The 23,804-nt window shown below is 63.4% G+C and carries 20 protein-coding genes; 8 read left to right on the forward strand and 12 right to left on the reverse strand.

The annotated features are described in order from the left end of the window. Positions 1–2 precede the first annotated feature (2 nt). Genes JOE66_RS09830 through JOE66_RS09840 form a run of 3 tightly spaced genes read right to left on the reverse strand, consistent with a single transcriptional unit; the run spans position 3 to position 3,191 of the window. Complete coding sequence (locus tag JOE66_RS09830; RefSeq protein ID WP_205108984.1) at positions 3–887, reverse strand: carbohydrate ABC transporter permease; 885 nt, start codon at positions 885–887, stop codon at positions 3–5. Further along, complete coding sequence (locus JOE66_RS09835) at positions 884–1,879, reverse strand: carbohydrate ABC transporter permease (RefSeq protein WP_239518272.1); 996 nt, start codon at positions 1,877–1,879, stop codon at positions 884–886. Before JOE66_RS09835 ends, JOE66_RS09830 begins: the two co-directional genes overlap by 4 nt. A gap of 49 nt (positions 1,880–1,928) precedes the next feature. Continuing rightward, positions 1,929–3,191, reverse strand: coding sequence for a sugar ABC transporter substrate-binding protein (locus JOE66_RS09840; protein ID WP_307827146.1), 1,263 nt, complete (start codon positions 3,189–3,191; stop codon positions 1,929–1,931). A gap of 180 nt (positions 3,192–3,371) precedes the next feature. Between JOE66_RS09840 and JOE66_RS09845 the strand changes: the two genes are divergently transcribed. Together JOE66_RS09845 and JOE66_RS09850 are read left to right on the forward strand one after the other, a co-directional pair. After that, the gene (locus JOE66_RS09845; RefSeq protein ID WP_205108987.1) at positions 3,372–4,406 is read left to right on the forward strand and encodes a LacI family DNA-binding transcriptional regulator; all 1,035 of its coding nucleotides are present in this window, start codon (positions 3,372–3,374) and stop codon (positions 4,404–4,406) included. Positions 4,407–4,541: 135 nt separating this feature from the next. After that, the gene (locus tag JOE66_RS09850) at positions 4,542–4,853 is read left to right on the forward strand and encodes a DUF7882 family protein (protein WP_205108989.1); all 312 of its coding nucleotides are present in this window, start codon (positions 4,542–4,544) and stop codon (positions 4,851–4,853) included. A gap of 92 nt (positions 4,854–4,945) precedes the next feature. Here the strand turns inward: JOE66_RS09850 and JOE66_RS09855 are convergent, their stop codons facing one another. Then, positions 4,946–5,287, reverse strand: a complete 342-nt coding sequence (locus tag JOE66_RS09855) for a hypothetical protein (RefSeq protein ID WP_205108991.1) — start codon at positions 5,285–5,287, stop codon at positions 4,946–4,948. A gap of 250 nt (positions 5,288–5,537) precedes the next feature. Here JOE66_RS09855 and JOE66_RS09860 point away from each other — a divergent pair, with 250 nt between their 5' ends. From JOE66_RS09860 to JOE66_RS09880, 5 genes are all read left to right on the forward strand, one after another. Beyond that, positions 5,538–7,421, forward strand: a complete 1,884-nt coding sequence (locus JOE66_RS09860) for an alpha-amylase family glycosyl hydrolase (RefSeq protein ID WP_205108993.1) — start codon at positions 5,538–5,540, stop codon at positions 7,419–7,421. Between the two features lie 172 nt (positions 7,422–7,593). Continuing rightward, positions 7,594–7,998 (forward strand): pyridoxamine 5'-phosphate oxidase family protein, encoded by a 405-nt coding sequence (locus tag JOE66_RS09865; protein WP_205108995.1) that lies wholly within the window; start codon positions 7,594–7,596, stop codon positions 7,996–7,998. Between the two features lie 18 nt (positions 7,999–8,016). Next, complete coding sequence (locus JOE66_RS09870; RefSeq protein ID WP_205108997.1) at positions 8,017–9,921, forward strand: heavy metal translocating P-type ATPase; 1,905 nt, start codon at positions 8,017–8,019, stop codon at positions 9,919–9,921. Positions 9,922–10,007: 86 nt separating this feature from the next. Then, positions 10,008–10,556 (forward strand): universal stress protein, encoded by a 549-nt coding sequence (locus tag JOE66_RS09875; RefSeq protein ID WP_205108999.1) that lies wholly within the window; start codon positions 10,008–10,010, stop codon positions 10,554–10,556. Positions 10,557–10,625: 69 nt separating this feature from the next. Beyond that, positions 10,626–11,495 carry a universal stress protein gene (locus JOE66_RS09880; protein ID WP_205109002.1) on the forward strand — a complete coding sequence of 290 codons (870 nt, stop codon included), beginning with the start codon at positions 10,626–10,628 and terminating at the stop codon, positions 11,493–11,495. Here JOE66_RS09880 and JOE66_RS09885 read toward each other — a convergent pair. From JOE66_RS09885 to JOE66_RS09915, 7 genes are all read right to left on the reverse strand, one after another. Next, positions 11,478–12,335: a universal stress protein gene (locus JOE66_RS09885; protein WP_205109004.1), complete on the reverse strand. Its 858-nt coding sequence runs from the start codon at positions 12,333–12,335 to the stop codon at positions 11,478–11,480. The two genes, JOE66_RS09880 and JOE66_RS09885, sit on opposite strands and share 18 nt — an antisense overlap. A gap of 114 nt (positions 12,336–12,449) precedes the next feature. Beyond that, the gene (locus JOE66_RS09890) at positions 12,450–13,091 is read right to left on the reverse strand and encodes a response regulator (protein ID WP_205109006.1); all 642 of its coding nucleotides are present in this window, start codon (positions 13,089–13,091) and stop codon (positions 12,450–12,452) included. Beyond that, on the reverse strand, positions 13,088–14,752 hold the full coding sequence (locus JOE66_RS09895) for a sensor histidine kinase (RefSeq protein WP_205109008.1): 1,665 nt from the start codon (positions 14,750–14,752) through the stop codon (positions 13,088–13,090). The genes JOE66_RS09890 and JOE66_RS09895 overlap by 4 nt, the downstream gene beginning before the upstream one ends. Positions 14,753–14,822: 70 nt before the next feature. Continuing rightward, the gene (cydC, locus tag JOE66_RS09900; RefSeq protein WP_205109010.1) at positions 14,823–18,281 is read right to left on the reverse strand and encodes a thiol reductant ABC exporter subunit CydC; all 3,459 of its coding nucleotides are present in this window, start codon (positions 18,279–18,281) and stop codon (positions 14,823–14,825) included. After that, positions 18,278–19,306, reverse strand: a complete 1,029-nt coding sequence (gene cydB, locus JOE66_RS09905; protein ID WP_205109013.1) for a cytochrome d ubiquinol oxidase subunit II — start codon at positions 19,304–19,306, stop codon at positions 18,278–18,280. The genes cydC and cydB overlap by 4 nt, the downstream gene beginning before the upstream one ends. Before the next feature lie 18 nt (positions 19,307–19,324). After that, positions 19,325–20,914, reverse strand: a complete 1,590-nt coding sequence (locus JOE66_RS09910; RefSeq protein WP_205109014.1) for a cytochrome ubiquinol oxidase subunit I — start codon at positions 20,912–20,914, stop codon at positions 19,325–19,327. 137 nt (positions 20,915–21,051) lie between these two features. Further along, positions 21,052–21,489: a pyridoxamine 5'-phosphate oxidase family protein gene (locus JOE66_RS09915; protein WP_205109016.1), complete on the reverse strand. Its 438-nt coding sequence runs from the start codon at positions 21,487–21,489 to the stop codon at positions 21,052–21,054. A 237-nt stretch (positions 21,490–21,726) separates the two neighbouring features. On the opposite strand from JOE66_RS09915, the gene JOE66_RS09920 reads away from it, so the two are divergent. Then, the gene (locus JOE66_RS09920; protein ID WP_205109018.1) at positions 21,727–22,119 is read left to right on the forward strand and encodes a hypothetical protein; all 393 of its coding nucleotides are present in this window, start codon (positions 21,727–21,729) and stop codon (positions 22,117–22,119) included. Here JOE66_RS09920 and JOE66_RS09925 read toward each other — a convergent pair. Then, a complete protein-coding gene (locus JOE66_RS09925) occupies positions 22,091–23,719 on the reverse strand; it encodes an MFS transporter (protein WP_205109021.1) in 1,629 nt (542 codons plus the stop codon). The genes JOE66_RS09920 and JOE66_RS09925 overlap by 29 nt on opposite strands. Positions 23,720–23,804: the final 85 nt, after the last annotated feature.

A 23,804-nucleotide genomic window follows, 5' to 3' on the forward strand; every position in this document is an offset into this window, starting at 1 on the left:
TTCTAGTCCTTCACCGCTCCGGCGGTCACGCCGGCCGCGACATACCGTTGGGCCACAACGAGGAGCACTGCCGCGGGAATCGAGGCGACCACTGCCGTCGCCATGATGGAGTTCCACTCCTGGTTGTTGTTGCCGATGTACTTGTAGATTCCGAGCGTGATGGGCTGGATCTTGCCCCCGCCATCGAGCGTCGAAGCGAAGATGAAGTCCGACCAGGCCCACAGAAAAGCGAAGAGCGATACCGTGACGATCGAGTTCCTGCTGATCGGCAGCACGATCGAGATGAATGTGCGCCAAGAGCCAGCACCGTCGATCTTCGCAGCAGACAGGAGCTCATCGGGGATCGCCGACATGAATGCGGTGAACAGTAGAACACCGAACGGCACAGCGATCGTTGAGTCGGCGATGATCAGCCCGGGAATCGAGTTCAGTATGCCCAGATTCAGGTAGATCGCATAGAACCCCATGGCCATGATGATGCCCGGGATCATCTGCGAGATCAGAAATACGAAGCCGAGCGCGGAGCCACCGCGTGGCTGGAGCTTGGCTAGCGCGTATCCAGCAGGCCCAGCCAGAACAAGCGTCACGATGACCGTCCCGATCCCGATGAGAAGGCTCGTGCCGAGATAGGGAAGCTGCTGGGAGAGCACTGCTTGGTAGCCGGAGAAGGTCGGGTTGACCGGAAACCAGTTCGGCGGGCTCTTACGCATGTCACTGGTCTGAGTGAGTGAGACGTTGATCATCCAGTAGATGGGGAACAGCATGATCGCCGTCAGTACAACGCCGATGATCGTGATGTACCAGGTCTTGCGTCGTCGACTTTTCGAAGGTCGTGCGGCCTGTGTATTCTCGTGTGCTGCACGCGACGGTGGCAGGAAGGTCGTCATCGTCGGGCCTCCCTTCGTTGCATGAAGATATAGAGAAGCCCGAAAACGAGGGCGACGATGATCAGAATGTTGCCGACGGCGGCCGCTGGGCCGAATTTAGGCAGCGTCGAGCCGAAGCCGAGTTGATACGACCAGGTCGAGAGTGTGGTCGACGAGTTCGCAGGCCCACCCTTCGTCATAATCCAGATGATGTCGAAGACCTTCAGTGTGTACACCAAGCCCAACAGAATCGTGATCGCAGAGACCGGGCGCAGCAGCGGTAAGGTGATCTTCCAGAACTTCTGCCAGGCGTTGGCACCGTCGAGCGAGGCCGCCTCATAGAGATCGGCCGAGATGTTCTGCAGCCCGGAGTAGAGAATGACGAGGTTGAACGGTATGCCGATCCAGATGTTGGCGATCGTCACAGAGATCAGCGCCCATTGAGGCGAGGTCAACCAGTTGATGCTGCCGATCCCGAACGATTCGAGCACGGAGTTCACGATGCCGGAGTCGCTGTTGAGCATCCAGGACCATGTCGACGCCGACACGATCAGGGGTAGTAACCACGGCACAAGGAAGAGCGCACGAAGCACGCCCGACAGCCGGAACTTGTTATAGAAGAAGATTGCCAGCGCCATGCCGATGGTGAATTGGAACAGGATCGACACCAGAACGAAGAAACCGGTGTGGACGATTGCGGGCCAGAAGGTCGGGTCAGTGAAGACCTTGATGAAGTTGTCGAGCCCGATGAACGGCGCATTTCCCTGCACGAACGAGCGCACCGTGTAGTCACGGATACTCAGATCGATGTTCTTGTACAGAGGCACGGCATAGAAGAGGGCCAGATAAATCACGACGGGCGTCAGAAACGCCCAGGCGACCCACTGGGTGGAACGCATTCTGGGGCGACGAGGTGTGTGCTCGTCGACCGGGAAGCCCGGCGAGGCGACATCAGGTGTCGCCTCGCCGGCCGGATGCGCAGACGAAGCGCCGGGCTTATGTGCGATGGTCATGAAGATTTCCTAGCGTGGGTCGTCTGCGTGCAGTGTGGAATGAGCCGAGTTACTTGGTTGCAGTAGCGGCCGCGGTCTGGGCGGCCGTCATGGCGTCAGACGGCGACTTGCTGCTTGACAGTGCGTTCTGGAAACCGCCCCACATCTGCTCGGAGATGATCGGGTACTTTGTGCCCAGGTTGTCGCTCGTCCGGCCTTTCGCGGCTGCCACTGCAGCGACCCATGGCGTGAGCTCAGCGTTAGCTGCGACTTGCTGGTTCTGCACGCCCTCGATCGGAGCAACGTATGACAGTGTCGTGTCGGTGTTGAGCAGGTTCTCGTTGCTGGTCAAGCACGAGATGATCTTCTCGGTCGTGGCGTAGCGAGACGTGTCTTTCTGCACAGGTGCGGTCACGAATTCGCCGCCGGTCGGCGCAGGTGCCGACCCGCCGGTCTTGGCTGGGATCGGGATGACGCCGTATTTCAGACCCGACTTGTCAGCACCGGCAAGCTGCCAGGTACCATTCTCGCTGAAGGCGAAGTCGCCGGTGAGAAACTCCTGCCAGCTTGTGGTCTGGGTGTTGTTGATCACGGAGTTCGGGGCGTAACCCTGCTGCACCCAGTTCGTCCAGAGGGTCGCAGCGTCAATGGCTTGCGAGGAGCCGATATCGGTCAGTTTCGCGCCGGCACCCCAGAACCACGGAAGGAACTGGAAGCTGCCCTCTTCAGTACCGATACCAGAGAACGTGATGCCCTGCTTACCAGCGGCCTTGACCTTGGCGAGAGCCGCGTTCAGCGAATCCCAGTCTTTCACCGTCGAGATATCGACGCCGGCGGCAGAAAGAACGTCTTTGTTGTAGTACAGCGCGAGCGTGTTGGCGCCGATCGGCACACCATAGGTGTCGCCGTTGAGCTGCCCGGCTGCGAGGATGTTCGCCTGGAAGTTGCTCGTGTCAAGACCGAGATCCTTCGTAGTGGTCAGAACGCCAGCATCGGCAAGCGTCGACACGACAGGGTTGTCGATCAGAAGCACGTCAGGCGAGTTGCCCTGCTGGCCAGCTAGCAGGGCCTTGCTGGTGAGATCTGAGGTGTCGTACCCAGTGCGCTGGATCGTGACTCCGTTGTCAGTGCCACATTTGGCGACGAGCTTCGACCAGGCGGCTGTTTCGTCGAACTGGGGGTAGGGATCCCAGAACGTATAGGTGCCGCCGGCGGCCGCCGCCGAGGTGTCTGTGGCTGTGCCGCCCGAAGAGCAAGCCGCCAGGCCCGCGACTGCGGCGACGGTCAGAACGGCGGCTCCAACGAAGCGCCCTCTCTTGGTTGAATTGATCACGATATTCCTCTCTGAATGTGACGTGGCCGTGCAGGGGTGTTTAGGCGATTACCGAAAATACCGAAAGTACTTTCGGTCATCACCATAAGGCCCATATTGCAGTTCGTCAAGTGCAATTTCGCTCGCCGTTACGTGCAACAATCTACGTAGGGTTTCGTCGATTGTGAAATGAGTGTGGCGATGGACGGGCGAAAGCGCGGCAAGGGCGCTACGACGCTGACGGATGTCGCCGAACTCGCGGGGGTCTCGCTCGCGACGGCGTCGAAAGCTATCAACGGGGTCAGCCAAGTGCGAGCGGAAACCCGCCAGAAGGTGCTCGACGCAGCCGTCACGCTATCGTTCACCCCGAACCCCTTCGCCAGAGCACTCAACTCTGCCACGACTGGCACCATCGGCATGCTCACGCAAGATCTCGACAATCGATTTGTGCTCCCTGTACTGCTTGGTGCAGAGGACGCTTTCGGTGCGGGCTCGACCTCAGTGTTGCTCGCCGATGCGCGCAGCGACTCCATCCGCGAGAATCACCAGCTGAACATGCTTCTTGCCAAGCGCATTGACGGCCTTCTGGTGGTGGGTCGAACGACCAACCCGCGGCCATCGATCACCGCCGGACTCTCGATTCCCGTGGTCTATGTCTATGCACCGTCAGAAGACCAGGCCGATCTGTCGTTCACTCCCGATAACCGCGACGCGGGGCGCCAGGCCGTGGAGCATCTCCTTTCTCGAGGCAGGCGCAAGATTGCGTTCATCAACGGCGACCCGTCGTACGCGGCGGCCCGGGATCGGGTGAGAGGCGCGGCCGAACGCCTCGACGAAGAGGGTCTGGCGCTCGTGGGGGGGCAATCCCTCTTCGGTCCGTGGGGAGAGCGATGGGGTCGCCGGTGTACAGAGTCGCTCGTGGAGTCAGGCGAGCAATTCGATGCACTGTTGTGCGGTAGCGACCAACTTGCCCGAGGGGCTCTTGACCAACTTCGTGAAAGCAACCTGTCCGTTCCTCACGACGTGGCTGTCATGGGGTTCGACAACTGGGATGTGCTGGCCGAAGAGGCTCGCCCGCCGCTGACCAGCATCGAAATGAATCTTCAAGAACTTGGTCGTTCAGCTGCCCGCGAGCTCGTGCGCGCAATCGGAGGGACCAGCGCGCAAGGCGTGCGTTATGGCTCGGTGCGCGTTGTGCCGCGAGAGTCGACGGGCAGCTGGGGTCCCGTCGTGTAGCCGAAAGGTGCCGGCCGTGGTTTGTCGTTCGGCGGCACTGTCGAGGGTCCCGTAAGCTGAGCCGCAACATCACCGAATCCCACACTGCCGAATCCGACGCGCACAGGGTCGGCAGAGATCAGCGTGGAGCAGACTATGGGAACTCTCATCTATGGGCCGGCCGCAAAATCGATCTCCATCGATGATCGCGACCTCGCGCATCTGCAGGCCGTCATTTTGGCCAAACTCCGGCGCGGCGAGAGCTTCTCGTTCAGCTGGGAGAAGTCCGCCGACTTCGGCAGCGGCCACAACACGGTCTGGGTGCACCCGCAGATGTACTTCGAATTCAACTACTACGGCTCGAAGCGGATCCCCCTCAACCGCGAGTGGATCGAACGCCTGATGGTCCGGGCCAACAGTGCAGGTGGCCTGGAACTGATTCCAGAGAAGGCCGTCACGATCCAGTAATTTCGGAGTGCACACTGCGGGGCGGCACAAACAATTCTCCCCGGCTCAACAGGATGCTCCGGATGCTCGCCCGCATGAACCAGCGCTACGGGCTACTCGAGGCCACCACTGTCGTGTTCGATCAGCCCGCTCGAAGCGGCAAGTGTTTCACTACCCGCGAGGAGCCTGGTCTTCTGACGCAGGAGTTCGACAAGCTTCACATCGTCGAGATCAACCTCATCGGTGAAGTCGTCTTCAACCGTCGCTGTGCAATACAGCTGGGTGGCCGGGCCGAGAAGCAGGTTGGAGAAGCCGCGTGCTCCGCCCGCCATCACGGGCACCGTGACGCGGTCGGACTTGCCGGCGTTGGCCAGCGCGACGGTGTAGTCGAAGACCGCAGAGCAGACGTCAAAACTCACGGTGATGACGCCGGTACCGTAATGCAGTTCTCTCATTCCCACAGTGAAGCAGATCGCCGCAGTTTCCCCAATTTGCGCCGACACAGTTGGCTAAAGTGTCGTGCCAGGCGTATAACCCTGCCAGAGATCAACCGAACCCATCGGCGTTAGCCGAACCGTTCGTCGAAGCCACCCTCAACCTACTGACGAGACTTCGGTCGAGGCGCTAGGGTCGAGAAGCACCCTCACCGTCGAGAGAGCGGGCGGAACGTGCATCCACCAGTCTCAGTCGGCCGGAAGGACCAGCATGACCGACCATCTCACCCTGCACGCGGAGAACGACGAGGGTGCTCGCCAGCCCTCACGCGACGAGGCCGACTACCAACGCCGCCTGGGCGAGCATCTTCCGCGACTCGAACGCCTGTTCGGCACGCTCTACGGCCACGGTGACGAAGCGGACGCCGAATTCCAACGCCTTCTCGACGACTCCGCCGAGTCGTGGCGGCGTCGAGACCCCGATCTCAAGGCACACGATGCCAGTCGTGAGGCCGACCCCGGCTGGTTCCTGTCGAACCGGATGCTCGGCGGTGTGTGTTACGTCGACCTCTACGCCACCGACCTCGCCGGCCTCGAACGCAGACTCGACTACTTCGAAGAGCTGGGACTCTCGTACCTGCACCTCATGCCCCTGTTCCTGGCGCCGGAGGGCAATTCCGACGGAGGGTACGCCGTCTCGAGCTACCGCCAGGTCAATCCGAACCTCGGCACGATGGCGGGCCTCCGGGCCGTGGCTGCAGAGCTGCGGGGCCGGGACATCTCGCTCGTGGTCGACTTCATCTTCAACCACACCTCCAATGAACACGAGTGGGCTGAGAAGGCACGCGCCGGTGACCCGGAGTTCGAGAAGTACTACCACATCTACCCCGACCGCACGATGCCTGACCGGTTCGAAGAGACTACGAGGGAGATCTTTCCCGACGATCACCCGGGGTCGTTCATTCAGCTCGATGACGGGCGCTGGGTGTGGGCAACCTTCTATTCGTTCCAGTGGGACCTCAACTACGCGAACCCGGCTGTGTTCAGAGCAATGGCCGGCGAAATGCTGTTTCTCGCCAACCAGGGCGTCGAGATCCTGCGCATGGACGCGGTGGCGTTCATCTGGAAGCAGCTCGGCACGGTCTGCGAGAACCTCCCCGAGGCGCACCTGCTCCTGCAGGCGTTCAACGCGGTGTGCCGTATCGCCGCACCGAGCCTGTTGTTCAAATCCGAGGCGATCGTGCACCCCGACGAGGTGAGCAAGTACATCAGCCCCGAGGAGTGCCAGCTCAGTTACAACCCTCTGCAGATGGCGCTGATCTGGAGTACGCTCGCGACCCGCGACGTAGCGCTGTTGTCGCAGGCGCTCGAGCGCCGCCACACAATCGACGACCAGACCGCATGGGTGAACTACGTTCGCAGCCACGACGACATCGGGTGGACGTTCGCCGACGAAGACGCCCGCGAACTCGGCATCGATCCGGCAGAACACCGACGATTTCTGAATTCGTTCTACGTGAATCGCTTCGAGGGCAGCTTCGCCCGTGGCGTGCCCTTTCAGGACAACCCGAAGACGGGCGACTGCCGCATCTCGGGCACAACAGCGTCCCTGGCAGGACTTGAGCAGAATGACGACGGCGCAATCGGTCGCATCGTGCTGGCCCATTCGATCGTGCTCAGCACCGGCGGAATCCCGCTTGTCTACCTCGGCGACGAAGTCGGGCAACTGAACTACTACGACTACCTCGATGTGCCGGAGCATTCGGGTGACAGCCGCTGGGTCGGCAGACCCCCCTACCCCTCCCCACTCTATGCCGAGCGAGGTGATGAATCGACGTCTGCTGGTGCCCTCTATTCCGCGTTTCGACACCTTATCGCCGTCCGCACGGCGACCGCGGCGTTCGCAGGCGGCCGCCTCGCCATCTTCGACACGAAGAACAGCCACATTCTCGGGTTCCAACGATTCGGCATCGCCGGTGGTGGCACTCACCCGGTCACGGTGTTCGCGAACTTCTCCGACACACCCCAGTCGATCGACGAGCTCACACTCTCCGGTTTCGAATCCACGCTCATCGATCTGGTTTCGGGCAGTACGGTCGACACGGCGAACGCTCTGACCCTGCCGGCACACGGGTTCGTCTGGCTGGCAGGCTGAGATTCGTCGAAGCTGCGAACGAAACCACCGCAGACGCGGGACCAACGACCCTGCTCCGGCTCGATGGGGCGCGTAGGCTCGGCGTCAGACGGCAGCACACATCGGTCGCCCCCGGTGACCGAGATGACCGAGATGCAGCCCACTCTCGAACCCTGACGAAAGCGAGTACACCGTGTTCGACACCGTCGGTACCAGTTCGATTCTCGACCCCCTCGACGCCTGGGGTCGGTTGCGCAGCCGCGGTGTGGGCCGACTCGCTGTCAGCGACAACGGCAACCCCGACATCTTTCCCATCAACTACCTCGCATCGGCCGACCAGATCCTGATTCGCACGGCCCCCGGTACGAAGCTCACGAAACTGATGCTGAACGAGAGTGTCGCTCTCGAAACAGATCACTACGACGCAGAGGCGGCCTGGAGCGTCGTGGTTAAAGGTACGGCACGACACCTGACCGATGAAGAGAGCATCCGAGCGGCCCGCGAAAGCCCGCTGTGGTCGTGGATGCCCCGCTCTACGGACGCGTTCGTCGTCATCACTCCCACTGAGGTCACCGGGCGGACCTTTGCCGGTCACTGAAAGCCCGTAGGTAACCCGATGTCGACCATCACACCCCGTCAACGACCGCTCGTACTCCGCTATCCGGTCGTCTCGGCGACGATCGTGGTGGGCATCGCCGGCCTGCTGTTCTGGATGATCGGCTTCGGCCAGGCCGTGCCGTGGCTGTTCAGCGTGTTCGCCCTCCTGGTCGCTGCGGTGGAGGCGTGGCAGATGGTGCAGCAGCTGCGCATGGGGATCTTCGGCATCGATGTTCTGGCTGTCATCGCGATCGTGGCCACCGTCGCCGTCGGTGAGTACATCGCGAGCCTGATCATCGTGCTCATGGTGGCGGGCGGCAAGGCGCTCGAGGACTTCGCCCAGGGGCGTGCGCAGCGTGAACTCTCGGCTCTCCTCAGCCGCGAACCGCAGATCGCCCACCGCCAGACCCCCGGCTCTGACCGCATCGACGACATTGCCGCGTCGGCTGTCGCGATCGGCGATCTGATCCTGGTGCGCTCCGGTGAGGTGGTGCCCGTTGACGGCGAACTGGTTTCGGCCAGTGGCGCATTCGACGAGTCGTCACTCACGGGCGAGAGCCTGCCCGTGACGCGCATCACCGGCGACCCCGTGCTCAGTGGTTCGGTCAACGGCAATTCGGCAGCAACGATCGCGGCGACGTCTCTCGCTGCTGACAGCCAGTTCCAGAGCATCATCGCCCTCGTCAAGGAAGCCTCGGTCAATCGCGCTCCCGTGGTTCGGCTGGCCGACCGGTACGCCATTCCTTTCACCGTCGTGTCCCTCATCATCGGGATCACGGCCTGGGTCGTGTCTGGTGACCCCGTGCGGTTCGCCGAGGTACTCGTCCTGGCGACGCCGTGCCCGCTCGTACTCGCAGCTCCCGTCGCGTTCATGGGGGGAATGAGCCGCGCTGCTCGAAACGGAATCATCGTCAAAGGTGGGGGTGTACTCGAGCGACTCGCCCGAACCAGAACGGTGGTCTTCGACAAGACAGGCACACTGACGCACGGCAAGCCTGCCATCGCCCGAATCGACGTGAGAACTCCGTTCACCGAAGCCGAGGCCCTGACGCTCGCCGCTTCGGCTGAACAGTTCTCGTCGCATGTGCTCGCCTCATCGATCGTCGATGCAGCGAAAGAACGAGGCCTGATACTTCGAGACGTCACCAGCTCGACAGAATCGGCGGCCCAGGGAGTGAGTGCGGTCGTCGGCACCAACACTGTCGACGTCGGCACCCTCGCCTTCATCGAAGCGGCGTCCCCCGGGGTGAAGCAGGCGACCATCGTCGGCGGCGAGCTCGCAATCTACCTAGCGATCGACGGGAGCTTCGCTGGCAGCATCATCGCCACCGACCCGGTCAGGGAGTCGGCGCGCGACACCATCAATCGGCTCAGGCAACTGGGAGTCACGGACGTCGTGATGCTCACCGGCGATGCACAGGCCACAGCCGACTACGTCGCGGGCGAAGTCGGAATCACGCAGGTGCTGGCCAACTGCCTTCCCGCCGACAAGGTCAGGGCGGTGAAGGCGCTTCCCCAGAGGCCCGTGCTCATGGTTGGGGACGGGGTCAACGACTCCCCCGTTCTCGCCTCGGCCGATATCGGTATCGCGATGGGTGCGCGCGGTGCCACAGCGGCGAGCGAGTCAGCTGATGCGGTCATCCTGGTCGATGACATCGCGGTGGTGGTGCGCGCGGTGCAGATCGGGCGCGACACGGTTCGCATCGCGCTGCAGAGCATCTGGCTCGGAATCAGCCTGAGCGTTGTTCTCATGATCATCGCCTCGTTCGGATTCATACCCGCAACGGTCGGAGCCGGCATTCAGGAGGTGGTCGATCTCGCGACGATTCTGAACGCGCTGCGGGCGATCAGGCCGAAGGAGCAGTCCGTCACTCGACAACCGTCACACGTGCCGGCCGTAGGGGTCGCCGCGACAACGGAGTAGACCCCACCTTCGACGGCGTTCGGTCGCCACCGTCAGAGGACTTTCGGCCCTTCCCGCACGGGCACCACAGTGCAAGGCTGATTGCCATGGACCACTCAACGATTCCCCTCACCGACGCCGGGATGACGTCGTCTGCCGCAGCCGTCAACCTCCGCGATCTGGAGCCTGTCCCCGAAGGAACGATGGTCGTCGGCCACGACGGCTCGGCCGAATCCGACGCCGCCCTTGCCGTCGCACTCGAGCTCGCAGATCGCCTTGCCGCGCCGGTCGTGATCGTGCGCTGCTGGACGATCGACGACAAGCTGGCCGTCTTCCGCAATGCCGACGGAACGATCCTCTCGTTCACCGAGGTGACCGGTATCGTGCGAGCACGCCTCACAGCGGAATTGGCACCACGAGTGGCCGATCATCCGGGGCTCGTCGTACAGTACCGGTCGGCACTCGCGCAACCGGGTGAACTTCTCGAATCCGTCTCTGCCGACGCCCTCATGCTTGTCGTCGGCTCACGTGGCCGAGGCAAGATCACGGGATTCATGCTCGGCTCGGTGAGCAGCCACTGCGTTCATCACGCCCCCTGCCCCGTCCTGGTGGTACCGCCCCGCGATAAACGCCATCTGCCACACCATGACCTCTGACTCGCTTGATCTCTGTCACCACCAAGCTGCGCCACCACCGAGCCGTGGCACGCTGGGACCGGAGACGACATGACCCAGCACGAAACGATCGTGGGATGGGACGGCAGCGAGCCGGCGCGGCTCGCCCTGGACTGGGCCGCTGCCCGCGAGAGCGGGCGGTCCGGCAGTGTCCGTGTTGTCGGTGTCGTGGATGACACACGGGCCTCTGTCGACTATCTGCCCACGGAATCGGATGCCACGGCGTTCGAAGCTCGCCTGAGCGCCGCCGTCTCGATGACCCGGGCCACGCATCCGCAGGTGCACATCGAATCAGAACTGCTGCGCGGGGATCCCTTGCGGGCCCTTCTGCCATTCACCGCACCCGACCATCTGGTCGTTGTCGGCACCCACCGGCGAGACAAGCCCTTCTTCACTTTCGGCTGGTCACTCGGCGCCCGGCTCGCCGCAGAGGCACGGGGTCCGATCGCCGTCATCCCGGAACAGGCGAGTCCCGGGGTCGAGCGTCACGGAGTCGTTGTCGCTGTCGATGGCACCAGCACCTCGAGGGAAGCCGCATTCTTCGCCGGTCGCGAGGCCACCAGAACGGGGCAGGACCTGACCATCCTGCACGCCTGGCAGTTGCTGCCCCTCTGGCAGGATGCGCTCCCCCCGACGGAATCATCACTCGGCTCTGTGGCCTCGGAACACCAGGCGCTCCTCGACACGGTGGAGGCAGAGGTCAGGGCCCATCTACCGGGCCTCATCACGTCGACTCTGCTGGTTCAGGGGGCCGCGGCGACGTCGATTCTTGCAAGGGCGGCCACCGCGGCGCTCCTTGTTGTCGGAAACCACCGGCCAGGGCATCCACACTCGTTTCGGATGGGTTCAGTGAGTCACGCTGTGGTCGTGCACCTCTCTGTTCCGACCGTTGTGTACGGGCCCTCAACCCGCGAGCTCTGAGACCAGCACGACGGTGGGAGTCTGGATGTTCAGTATCAGGGCGTGCGACACCGAGCCCAGCAGAATCGCGCTCCAGCCCCGACGACGAACGTGACCGACCACGAGCAACGACGCTGACCGACTGAGTGAAGCCAGCGCCCACTGTGCCGGTTCGTGTACCAGGTGCGCCCGAACCGCAAGGCGCGGGTGATCGCGGGCGACCTGGGCCACGGCCTGGTCGAGAATGCTCTGGTGTTCGGCTGAGAGTGAGGCCAGGAATTCGTCGGTCGGAGCCAGCGAATCGTTCCAGAGCGACGGTTCAGACCACGCGTGGACGACGTGCAGGACTTCGCCGCGGGTCTCGGCCTCTGCTGCAGCGAAACGTGCGGCGACGTCGCCTGCCCTGTTGCCGTCGATGCCCACCACGACACCCGAGGATTCGTTCGTCGCCCCGCTGGGAATGACAGCCACTGGCCCCTCTGCCGAACCGGCCAGCCGCGCTCCGAGCGACCACGCGTAGCGAAAACGATTGACCGTGCGCTGATGAGTGCCGACCACCACGAGGGTGGAAGGCGCGGAGAATCTCCCCAGTTCCGTCACCGGGTCGCCTCGAACGACACGACAGTCGATACTCAATCCCGGGTTCTGGGCACGCAACTTCAGCACCTCGCCCTCGAGCTCGATCGTTGCCTGGTGGATGAACTGGTCAGAGACGAAGTAGTCGTCCGTGACGGTCGAGTCGTCGATGACTCTGACGAGCAACAGCTCTCCCCCGCGACCGGATGCCCTGGACAACGCCCATTCGGCGGCCTCTCCCGCAGGCAGCGAGGAGTCCCAGCCAACCACGGTCTGTTCAGGCATCGACGCAGCCCTTCGAGTTCTGTCGAGCACCGCGACATCACGTTGGGGTGCTCTCCCACCCTGCCGTCTACGGCTGCCGCCCTACAGGGTCCAAAGTCCCGGTCTGGCCGAATCTCAGCTCTGGGTCGGTGGATTCGACTCGAGGTGGAAGATGGCGGCCTGGGTTCGCCGTTGAAGTCCGAGTTTGCTGAGGAGGCTCGACACGTAATTCTTGACCGTCTTCTCGGCCAGCGACAACTCGATGCCGATCTGTCGGTTCGTCAATCCGTCGGCAATCAGGGCGAGGATCTGGCTCTCCCGAAGACTCAGCGAGCTCACGCGCGGGTCTGAGGACGTCTCCGGGCGCATCTCACGGGTGACGCGCCGAGTGAGAGCGGGTTCCAGCAGCGTGCGGCCAGCCGCGACCTTCCTGATCGAATCGATGAGTCCCGCTCCACGGATGTCTTTGAGCACGTATCCGGAGGCGCCTGCCATCACCGCCGCGAAGAGCGCGTCACCGTCGTCGTAGGCGGTGAGGATGATGCACTTGACGTCAGGGTGATGGGAACGGACATCCCTGCACACGTCGATACCGTTGCCGTCGGGCAGATGCACGTCGAGAATGGCGACGTCGGGCTGCGTCGCGGCAATGCGCGTGCGTGCCTGCGCGGCCGTACCGGCCTCGCCGATCACTTCGATGTCGGCTTCGGCTTGCAGCAACTCGGCAATGCCTCGCCTGACCAGTTCGTGGTCATCGAGCAAGAAGACACGGATCACGTTGGCACTTCCTCTTCGTTCGGCTCATCGGTGAACGGAACCGACCAGAGCATGCGTGTACCGTCTGTACCCGAGCTCACTGAGAATGTACCGCCTCGAAGCGTTGCACGCTGTTCGAGGTTGGCAATGCCGCTGCGCCGTCCCGAATCGCTGAACCCCACGCCATCGTCGACGACCTCCACAACGAGCGAACCCTGCCAGACGCTCACCGCCACGGAGGCCTGTTCTGCCTGGGAGTGCTTGGCGACATTCGCCAGCGATTCCCGGATGACCGCAAGAACGTCATCGGCGAGACCGCCGACCGCCACGAGGTCGACGGGGCCCGCAAAGCTCACACTCGGAGGACGCATGAGCCCGGGCGCGAACTCGGTGGCGAGGTCGATGATCTGATGGCGCACGGTGAGCTGGAGGTCTGAGCGGGGCGGCGCGAGGGCGAAGATCACGGTGCGGATCTGCGATATCGCCGCATCCAGGCTCGAGATCACCGAGTTGACACGCTCACTCGCGCGGCCGGGCGGAAGACTTCCTGCGACATTCTGCAATTCGAGCCCGGTCGCAAACAACTGCTGGATGACGTGGTCATGCAGGTCACGAGCGATCCGACCGCGGTCTTCGAGCACCATCATTCGCTGCTGGTCCGCTCGTGCTGCCGAGAGTTCGAGGGTGACGCTGGCCTGGCCGGCAAAGTCGGCGGCCATCTCCAGGTCAGCCGGCGTGAACGACGGGTCACCGATCGAACGTGCGACGAGGATCACGCCCAGGCTGCGCCCACCGGCGATCAGCGGAACGGCCATCACGGGGCCCAGCAGGTGCACGACGGGCGACCACGCTGCCGCAGTCGACACCTTGCGCTCTGTTGCCATGGGAATCCTGCCGTGCAGAACGGCAGCCGACAGCGAGTCCTCGACGGGGAAGGTCGCGTGGAGGAGAGACTCGGCGAACTCGCCCGTTGCGTCTGCGACGATGAGTTGCGACGGGTCTGAGTGCTCTGTGATAAGGCAGGCCAATGCCGCTGAAGCCAGGTGCTGCACCCGGCCCAGAAGAGCGGAGATCGCCACCGCGTGATCCGCCGACAGGAGGACTGCGGTGATCTCCGCGGAGGCCGCTGCCCAGGCCTGTCGACGCCGGGTTTCAGAGAAGAGTCTCGCGTTCTCGATGGCAAAGCCGGCCGTCGCCGCGAGCGTCAGCACGAGTTCCTCATCGTCCGCGGTGAATTCGCCTGATTTCTGGTTGGTGAGGTACAGGTTGCCGTACACCGCCTCACGCACCCGGATCGGTACCCCGAGAAAGCTGTGCATCTCGGGGTGATGAGCCGGGAATCCCGCTGACCTGGGGTCGTCCGAGAGCTGGGACAACCGGATGGGCCGGGGGTCGTCGATCAGGGCTCCGAGCAGACCGTGCCCTTCAGGCAGGTGCCCGATGACCTGCACGGCGCTGGGCGACATGCCGACATGGATGAACTGCTCGAGTCCGCCGTGCGGGGCGATCACTCCCACCGCTCCGTACTGGGCGCCCACCAGGTTCACTGCGGCATCGACGATCCGTTGCAACACCACGGGGAGGTCGAGTTCTTCGACAACGGACTGGGTCGCCTCGGCCAGCGCGCGGAGTTTGTCTGTCGCGGAGGGCCCGCGGTCGGCCGACTGGTCTTCCTGGTGCAACCGTCACCCCTTTTTCGCCGCGGCGTGATCCCTGCTGGTGCCGTATCACGCCGCGGAGTACTTCCCCACTCTAAACCGCCACGGGCTCCTCGAACATTCGGGCAGCTCGTCCAGCGGTTGCGGTGGACGCAGCCAGGCGCACTCGCACGTCTCCGGCTTGCGCTTCGATGCAGTGGTGGGTGACCAGAATCACGATCTTGTCGCTGAGGGCGATGCGCAGGTCGGTCACGAGCGACTCCGCTGCATCCGCATCCAGGTGAGCGGTCGGTTCGTCGAGCAGAACGATGTCGCCTCCTGCCAGAAAAGCACGAGCGACGGCGACTCGCTGGCGCTGGCCACCAGAGAGTTGCTCGCCCTCCGACCCCACCCGGGTGTCGAGGCCATTCTGGAGCGATCCGACGAAAGAACCGAGCCCTACGCGCTCGAGCGCCTCGATCATCTCGGGCTCAGACGGGGCATCGCCCCTGGCGCGGGAGATCAGCAGGTTTCCGCGAAGCGTCGAGTCGAAGAGGTGGCCCTCCTGGGGGCACCATGTGACGTGGCGTCGGAGTTCGCTGCCACTGTAGTTCGATGACGCACGTCCGTCCAGGAGAACGCGACCGTCTCTCGGTTGGAGAAACCCCAGGGCAACGGCAAGGAGGGTGGATTTTCCCGAGCCCGATGGCCCCTCGACCATGACCCATTCCCCCGCCACCGCGCGAAAACTGACATCGGAGAAAGTCGGCGCAGCGCTGCCAGGCCATCCCGCCGTCACTCCTGAGAATTCCAGGGAGTGAACGGGCGAGGAGATCGTCTCGTGGCCGATTGCCTCGAGGTCGACGGTTCTTCCGTCCATCGCCTCGGGGATGTCATCACCCACGAAGTCGGCGACTTTGGCGAGCGCTGCAGCGAGAGAGGGCCACAGTTGCACAGCGTCGACCACCGCAGCCATGCTCTCGATGAGGGCGAGTGGAAGCAGAACGAAGACCGCGGCGAGCTCCAGCGGAAGACCGCCCGACACAACGAACGGTGCACAGACCACGAGCATCCCCATCGCCGCAAGGCAACAGCCGAGCACCGTGAGCGCGTGCCCCAGGCCCAGTGCCCAGGCACCGCGCCGAGCGGCAACGCCGAGTTCAGCGTCGACTCTCGCGATAGACGTTCTCACCTGCCCGTCGATCGCGTTCGTGCGAAGGTCCCTGCTCGCGCCGAGCATCGCGACGAACCTGGTGAGCAGGGCAGACTGCAGGATGTGCTGCTGCTGGCTGAACGACTTGTCGACCAGCATCGTCACGGCCGGAACGAGAACCAGGCACACAGCGAAGAGAACGAGGAGCACCCAGAGAGCGGGGGCGTAGAGAAGCGCTGCGGCAATGAGGGAAGCCAAGCCGACACACGCGGCAACCAGCGGAGGCATCACGGCCCGGTAGCTCAGATCGCGCACGTCGTCCGTCGCCCCGACCAGGTAGTCGACGGCAGTCGATCCGCGAAAGAGGCCCCGCGAGGTGATGCCATTTCGACCGAGAGCCTGCCAGAGGCGGATGCGCAGTTCGGTTGCCGCCTGGAAGATCGAGTTGTGCGCACAGAGGCGCTCAGCGTACCGGAGGCTCGAACGACCGATACCGAAGAAGCGCACCCCGATGATGGCCACAAGAAGGTACATGATCGCCGGTTCCTGGCTCGCCCGCACGATGAGCCACCCTGAGACGGCCGTCAGCGACACCGCGAACAGGGCCGACAGGGTCCCGAGCAGCACAGCAAAGATAAAGCTGCCACGCGACGGGCTGAGGAACTCCCAGAGGGAACGTACTGTGCCCCACGTCCGGGTCTTCGCGAGTACGGCCGATTCACGCTCGGGTACGGGCTCGATCTCGCCCGACTGTGAGCGCTCGACGGGCCCGGTTGCCTGTTCCACTTCCCGGAGCCGCGTCGTTTCTCCCAGCGTGATGACCGAGGATGCCAGTGCGGCAAGCCCTTGTTCGTGCGTCGCGATGACAATCGTCACGGTGCCGGTCAGTCGTTCGATCATCCGTTCGACGATCAGTGCGCTCTCGGCATCGAGGTGGGCCGTCGGCTCGTCGAGGAGCATCAGCGTCGCCCCATCGTCGACCCGCAGCACTGCTCGACCCAGGGCGAGCCGGCGGAGCTCCCCCGGGCTCAGCCTGGCTGGGTCGGCATCGGCCAGCCCCGCCAGTCCCAGTTCCGCGAGAACAGCGTCGACGCGCACTGCCAGATGCGGCGAAGTGTTCCCCCCGTAGAGAGCGAGTTCCTCCCGAACCGAGTCAGAGACGGTCTGGGGATGCTGTGAGACCCACGCAATTCGGCGAACGTCGACACCGCTCACCGATCCGGCGAGCTCATAGCCGTCTGCATTGCTGGCCAACTGGCCACCGAGTAGTGCCAGCACAGAGGACTTGCCACTGCCCGTCTGACCCGCGACCAGAGTGGTGCGATTGTGGGCGAAGGCTGCAGAGAAGTCGTTCAGGGTCGGTTCAGATCGTCCCGCGAAGTGAAGTGTGACGTGGTCGACCCTCACCACGGCGCCCCTCACCACGGCGCCCCTCACCTCCGCGCCCGTGACCTCCGCGCCCGTCGCGAGGATGCTCGCAGGCACCGGCCTCGCGACGAACTCGCGCGCCCGAGCCAGAGCGGCACGGCCATCCTGTGCCGCGTGGAAGGCGGCGCCGACCTCACGGAACGGGGCAAAGCACTCGGGAGCGAGAATCAGCACCAGCAGGCCGATCTCCAGCGTGAGACTGCCGCCGATCAGGCGAATTCCGATGGTCACGGCGACGAGTGCCACAGAGATCGTCGAAATCAGTTCCAGAGCCAGCGACGACATGAAAGCCGTTCGGAGTGTCTGCATGGTGGTGGCACGGTAGTCGTCGGAGATCGTACGCAGCGTTTTGGTCTGCTCCTCGACCCTGCCGAGCCCGATGAGCACCGGCAGGCCCCTGGCGAGCTCGACCAGATTGTCGCTGAGTCGACCGAGCGCAGTCGATGCCTCCTCGACCTTGTCGCGGGTGTGCATGCCGATCAACGCCATGAAGACGGGTACCAGGGGAATCGTCAGGACGATGATCAGGGCGCTGAGCCAGTCGGCGAACAGGATCCGGGCGCCGAGCAGCAGCGGAATGACAGCGACGTTCGTCAGTGCAGGCAGAACCGAGCGGTAGTACTCGTCGAGCTGGTCCAGTCCCCTGGTCGCCAGCACCGCCGTCGATCCGCTCACTCCTGATGAGTCGTCGAGGGCGGTGACCGCGAGCCTCTGGCGCAGGTCTTCCTTCACCCCGACCGCAGCGCGTGAGCTGATGACAGTGGATGCCCAGCTCGACCCTGCCCGCAGCAGCGCCCCGCCCAGCCCCCACAGCACAGCGTCACGAAGAGTCTCGCCCCCGGCAGTGAGGGCCGGGATTCCCTCGGCAATCGCCTCGGCGATGACAATCAGCGACAGCCCTTTGACTGCGCTGACTGCCCCGAGAAGATACACCGTGCGAAGGTCGGCCCGTTCCAGCCGCGGGCCGCTCCTGCGTTCGGTGGTGCGCGTCATTTGGCGACAGCGGCGACAACCGAGTGCACGACGGGAATCTGCGTTGCGCTGATGCGCTTGCGGAAAACCCAGTAGGTCCAGCCCTGGTAGACCAGCACCAGCGGGAGGCCTAACGCGGTGACGACGGTCATCACCCCGAGGGTGTACGAACCACTTGAAGCATTGCTGATCGTCAGGTTGTACGCCGAATCGATGGTCGACGGCAGCACCACGGGGAACACCGACGCGAAGATCGATGCCGCGCCGAGCACGAGGAACAGCGACAGCCCGAGGAAGGCGCGGCCTTCGCGGCCGGCCCTGGCGCTCAGCCAGGCCCAGACCACGGCGACCACAGCGCCCGCGATCAGGACGAGCGTGAAGAGCTTGCCGTTGCTGAACTGCACGATCAGCACCCACGCGACGATGGGAAGGAGAGCGAGCGGGGCCCACTTCACAACGAACGAGTTCGCCTTCTCCCGCACCGAACCATCGGTCTTCAGAGCGAGGAAGACAGCTCCATGCACGAGGCAGAACCCGACGACGGCAAGCCCGCCGATCACCGCATACCCGTTGAGCCAGACGAAGGCCCCGCCGACCCTGTTGCCATTGGCGTCGAGGGGCAGCCCTGTGGTTGTCAGGGCAAGAGCGGCCCCTACACCGAAGGCGACGATGAACGAACCGATGCTGATCGCGAGATCCCACGCATGGGTCCAGCGAACGGTCGCTCCCTTGCCGCGATATTCAATCGCAACTGCACGGAAGATCAGGCCGACGAGCACGAGCGTCAGCGGTAGATACAGCGCCGAGAAAAGCGATGCGTACCAGAAGGGGAAGGCGGCGAACGTGGCAGCACCCGCGGTGATCAGCCACACCTCGTTTCCGTCCCACACCGGGCCGATCGAGTTGAGCATGACGCGACGCTCCGTGTCGGAGCGACCCGTGAGCAGCATGTGCATTCCCACACCGAGGTCGAATCCTTCGAGCAGAAGGTAGCCGATCCAGAGCGCAGAGATGGCGATGAACCAGAAGATGGTCAATCCGTCCATAATGATTCGTTTTCCGTTCTAGTAAGCGAAGGCGAGCACGTCGCCACGCGAGCCGCTGCCGGGAGTGCCGGAGGTTCCGTCAGTGTCTTCATCGTGGGTGTGCGCGAGCTCCGGCATCACACCGGCGACTCCCGCCCTGGCGTACTTGACGAGCAGCCGAACCTCGACCACGAGCAGAGCGCCGTACACCAGCGTGAGGGTGATGATCGAGAAGAGCAGTTCGCCGAGCGACACCCCGGGTGAGACCGCCGCCTGGGTGAACATGAACACACCGTCGACCCCTGTGGGGTTCGGGGCCACGACAAAGGGCTGCCGACCCATCTCGGTGAACACCCACCCTGCCGCGTTCGCCCCGAACGGAGCGAGAATTCCGAAGACGGCCAGTCGCATGAGGCCCCGTGATGCGGGCACAGTCCCTCGCCGCGTCAACCACAGCGCGACTACTGCAGCCAGCGCAGCGAGAGCACCGAAGCCGATCATCAGGCGGAACCCCCAGTAGGTGACCTGCATGACAGGAACGTACTGGATGGCCTGGCCCGCCTGGGCGCCGTATGCGGCCGTGTCGGGGATGGTCGTGCCGAACTTGGCCTGGTACTCGGGAAGCAGGTCCTTCACACCTTTCACGTCGGTGGTGAAGTTTCCTGTCGCAAGGAACGAGAGCAGGCCGGGAATCTGGATGACGGGGATGACGTCGTCGCAATTGTGGGTGGCACCCACATCGCCGATGGCAAGAACCGAGAAGCTCGTTCCGGTCTCACAGGCAGCCTCGGCTGCGGCCATCTTCATCGGCTGCTGCTGGAACATCAGCTTGCCTTGGAGGTCGCCGGTGAAGGCCACCCCGGCGAATCCGATGATCGCAACGACTGCACCGATGCGGAGCGAGCGGATCCAAACGGAATGGTCGGTCTTGTCGCGACCCGGGATCGCTCGCGCTTCGCCGACGACGACGCGTTTCTGAGCGTCGACCGTGTCGATCCCGTCTTTGCGGCGCTGCCAGAGGTGGTACCACGCGATTCCGATGAGGAACCCGCCGCCGACACCGAGCGAGCCGAAGATCGTGTGAGTGTAGGCGAGGATGGCCGTATTGTTCGTCAGGACGGCGAAGATGTCGTTCATCACGGGGCGACCGTCGACGAGCTCGACGCCCACGGGGTGCTGCATCCACGAGTTCGCGACGATGATGAAGAACGCCGAGATCCATGAACCTGCAATTGCGATCCAGAGCGTGGCAAGGTGAACCCGTTTCGGCAGGCGATTCCAGCCGAAGATCCAGAGTCCGAGGAAGGTCGACTCGAAGAAGAAGGCGAGGAGCCCCTCCATGGCGAGGGGAGCACCGAAGACATCTCCCACAAATCGGGAGTACTGGCTCCACGCCATACCGAACTGGAATTCCTGAACCAGGCCGGTGGCGACACCCAGAATGAAGTTGATGAGAAAGAGCTTGCCCCAGAACTTGGTCATGCGAAGGTAGCGCTCATTGCCGGTGCGTACCCACATGGTCTGCATGATCGCAACGGCCGGGCCGAGGCCGAGCGTGAGAGGGACGAGCAGAAAATGGTAGACGGTCGTTATTCCGAATTGCCAGCGGGCAATATCGAGAGCATCCATCGGGAGCGACTCTTTCTGTCAGGGAATGCCGGCCTGTGTGACCGGCTGGGAAAGTGGTGTACTTCTTCTGGAATCAGCTTTCCCTGACAAAAGGCTGGGGATCAGGACCTAAGTCCTGTGAACCCGGCCCTTCGGAATCACAGCTCGGAGAAACCGACGGGAGCTTCTCCCCCGAACGCAAAACGGCGACCGGCGATCTCCGCCGGTTCGATTCGGAGATAGACCTGTTTCGACGTCGGCAGCCATGATTCCAGTGGCAACCGGGCGGCAGCGAGTTCTTCGCTCTCGGTGTCGAGAACGCGCGCGGTACCTTTCACGACTACGCTCCATCCGTGACTACGATCGACGCTGTCAGCCTCGAAGGCGACGAGTGGGTTGATGGTGGCCTCGAGGAGCTTGCTTCCCTGGCCCGTACGCATGAGGATCGAGTGATCATCGACAAAAAAATTGATCGGAAAGACATCGGGCTGCCCTACAACGCTCACGGCAAGTCGGCCGACCGTAGTTCTGCGCAGCACCGCCCAGCACTCCTCGGCGCTCAGTACAGTGATCGGTTCATCAGTGAAGGACGACATGTCACCATCGTGGTCGTCGCGGGCAGCGCACCCTAGGGTCAAAGGTCCCTAACGCCGACACTCCCGTACTGCCGAGCTGTCATAGTGTCGTATGGCCGAACTGCCGCACAGCAGCTCTGGCTTGGACCTCCATGCCCACGCGCCCGCGCCCACTGGTGGCGCTGGCACCCGCTAGAGTGTGCTCGTCAACGTTCTCGCGGGTACCCAGGCCCCGCTCACCGGGAGGCCCAGCCACAGATGCCGAAAAGCCGCCCTTCGCAGCGATCCTCCAGTACAGCCCAGCGTTCCCCCGAATCGAGGCATCCCGCTGTCGCCGAGAAGAACCGCGGCCGGTGGGGGGCATTCGCCGCCCTCATCACTCTCGCGCTGATCGCCTTCCCTCTGTCTGCCACCATTGCCTTCGCCACAAACCCTGCGTCGCAGAAGCTCTTCGGAGGCAGACTGGAAGACGCCAGCAGGGGAGGTTACATCACGTTCTGGTGGCTCATGTCCCTGCTCATCGTGTCACTGCCGTTCCTCGTGGGGTTCGGTATCACCAAACTGAGCAGTCGCGGACCCACGATTGTCGGCGGAATCGTGGCTCTCTTCGTCATCGTTATCGTCATTCTCGGCCAGCTTTTCGTCTACTAGCCGCCTTCGGTTTGCCCGCAACGATCTGCGTCGGAATGTTCTTCGAGAACAGCAGCGACACGATCGCCAGCACGATTACGGCGACAAGCGATGCGCGAAGGGCAGCAACCTGCGAGTCCGCGTAGATCGTGGCGAGTTGGTCACCCTCGCTGCTCGAGAGCCCTGCCTTCTCGGCGATACCGGCGACCTGCGAGACAGGGATGATCTCCACACCCGATTGGCTCAGCGTGTTCACCTGTGTCTTCACCGACGTGGGCAGGTCGCTCGATTGAACGCCGCCCAGAAAGCCGGAGGCCAGGGAGGCAATCAGTACCGACCCGATCAGCGCAGTCCCGAGAGACGAACCGAGGTTCTGGAACACGCCCTGCAGTCCGCCGACTTCACTCGTCTTGTCTTCTGTCACGCTCGACATGTTCACGTTTCCCAGCTGGGAGGCAAGGAGGCCGAGAGCCGAACCGGCGAAGAACATCCCGGCGCCGAACAGCCAGCTCTTCAGCTCCAACGAAACGGCACCCAGGAGCAGGATGGCGCTGCCGACGAGGATGAACTGGCCGAGCCGCACGATCCTCCGCGGAGACCACACCGCAGACAGACGTGTGCCCACGATCGAGAACAGAATGAGCGACACAGACAGCGGAAAGATCTTGAGCCCAGTGGAGAGGGCATCCAGGCCGAGTGTCATCTGCAGGTACACCGGGATCATGAAGAAGATCGCTGCAGTGATCGCATACTGGGCGGCGAGCACAGAGAGACCTGCCCGGAGCTGGGCGATTCGGAACATCGACACCTGCAGCAGAGGCGGTCGCGCGGCGGCGATCAGATGTCGTTGCCGCACAAAGAACGCCCACAGCAGCACTCCGCCGGCCACGATGAAATAGGGCACAAGTGACAGGCCGAGCGGTTCGATGGGTACTCCATTGACCTGCGGCGGATGCAGCGGCAGCACCCATCCCCAGACCTTGCTCTGGAGCAGGCCGAAGACGATGGCGACGAGCCCAGCGGCAGAGAGGAGAACACTGAGCACATCGACCCGGATCTTCTGGGGAGCACTGTTGTCGGTGACCAGCCTGGAGAGCAGAAGCACCACGATCATGATGATCACTTCGCCGAAGAAGACGTAGCGCCAACTGAAGTAGGTGGTCACGAAGCCGCCGATCAGGGGCCCAGCGGCTACGGCGCCCCCGGAGACCGCGCCGATGATCGCGAACGCAGTAACACGCTCGCGATCATGGTAGTTGTCGGCGATGAGGGCCGCGATGGCGGGGATCACCAGCACTGCACCGAGACCCTCGACCACCGACCAGCCGAGAAAGAGCACCACGATGTTCGGGGCGAGCCCGGTGAGCAGCGATCCGCAGCCGTAGACGATGCACCCCACGACGAACGCCCTGCGGCGCCCCCAGATGTCTCCGAGCTTCGCGCCGAGCAGCATCACTGCGGCCATCGTGAGGGTATAGAAGGTGATGGCGCTCTGCATCGCGGCGACCGAGGTGTCTAAGTCGGTCACGACCTTCGAGATCGAGACGTTCATCACGGTGCTGTCGAGCACCATCACGAACTGGGCAAGCCCGAGGATGACGACGATGTTCCACTTCTTCATGCTGCACCCCTGCGATCGCACGCGCCGGCATCACTGCCTGGAGATCGCCCTCCGTGGCGATACTGATGCAAAGATAGCGCTTGCG

Origin of the sequence: Subtercola frigoramans, assembly GCF_016907385.1 — a bacterium.
Lineage (GTDB): Bacteria > Actinomycetota > Actinomycetes > Actinomycetales > Microbacteriaceae > Subtercola > Subtercola frigoramans.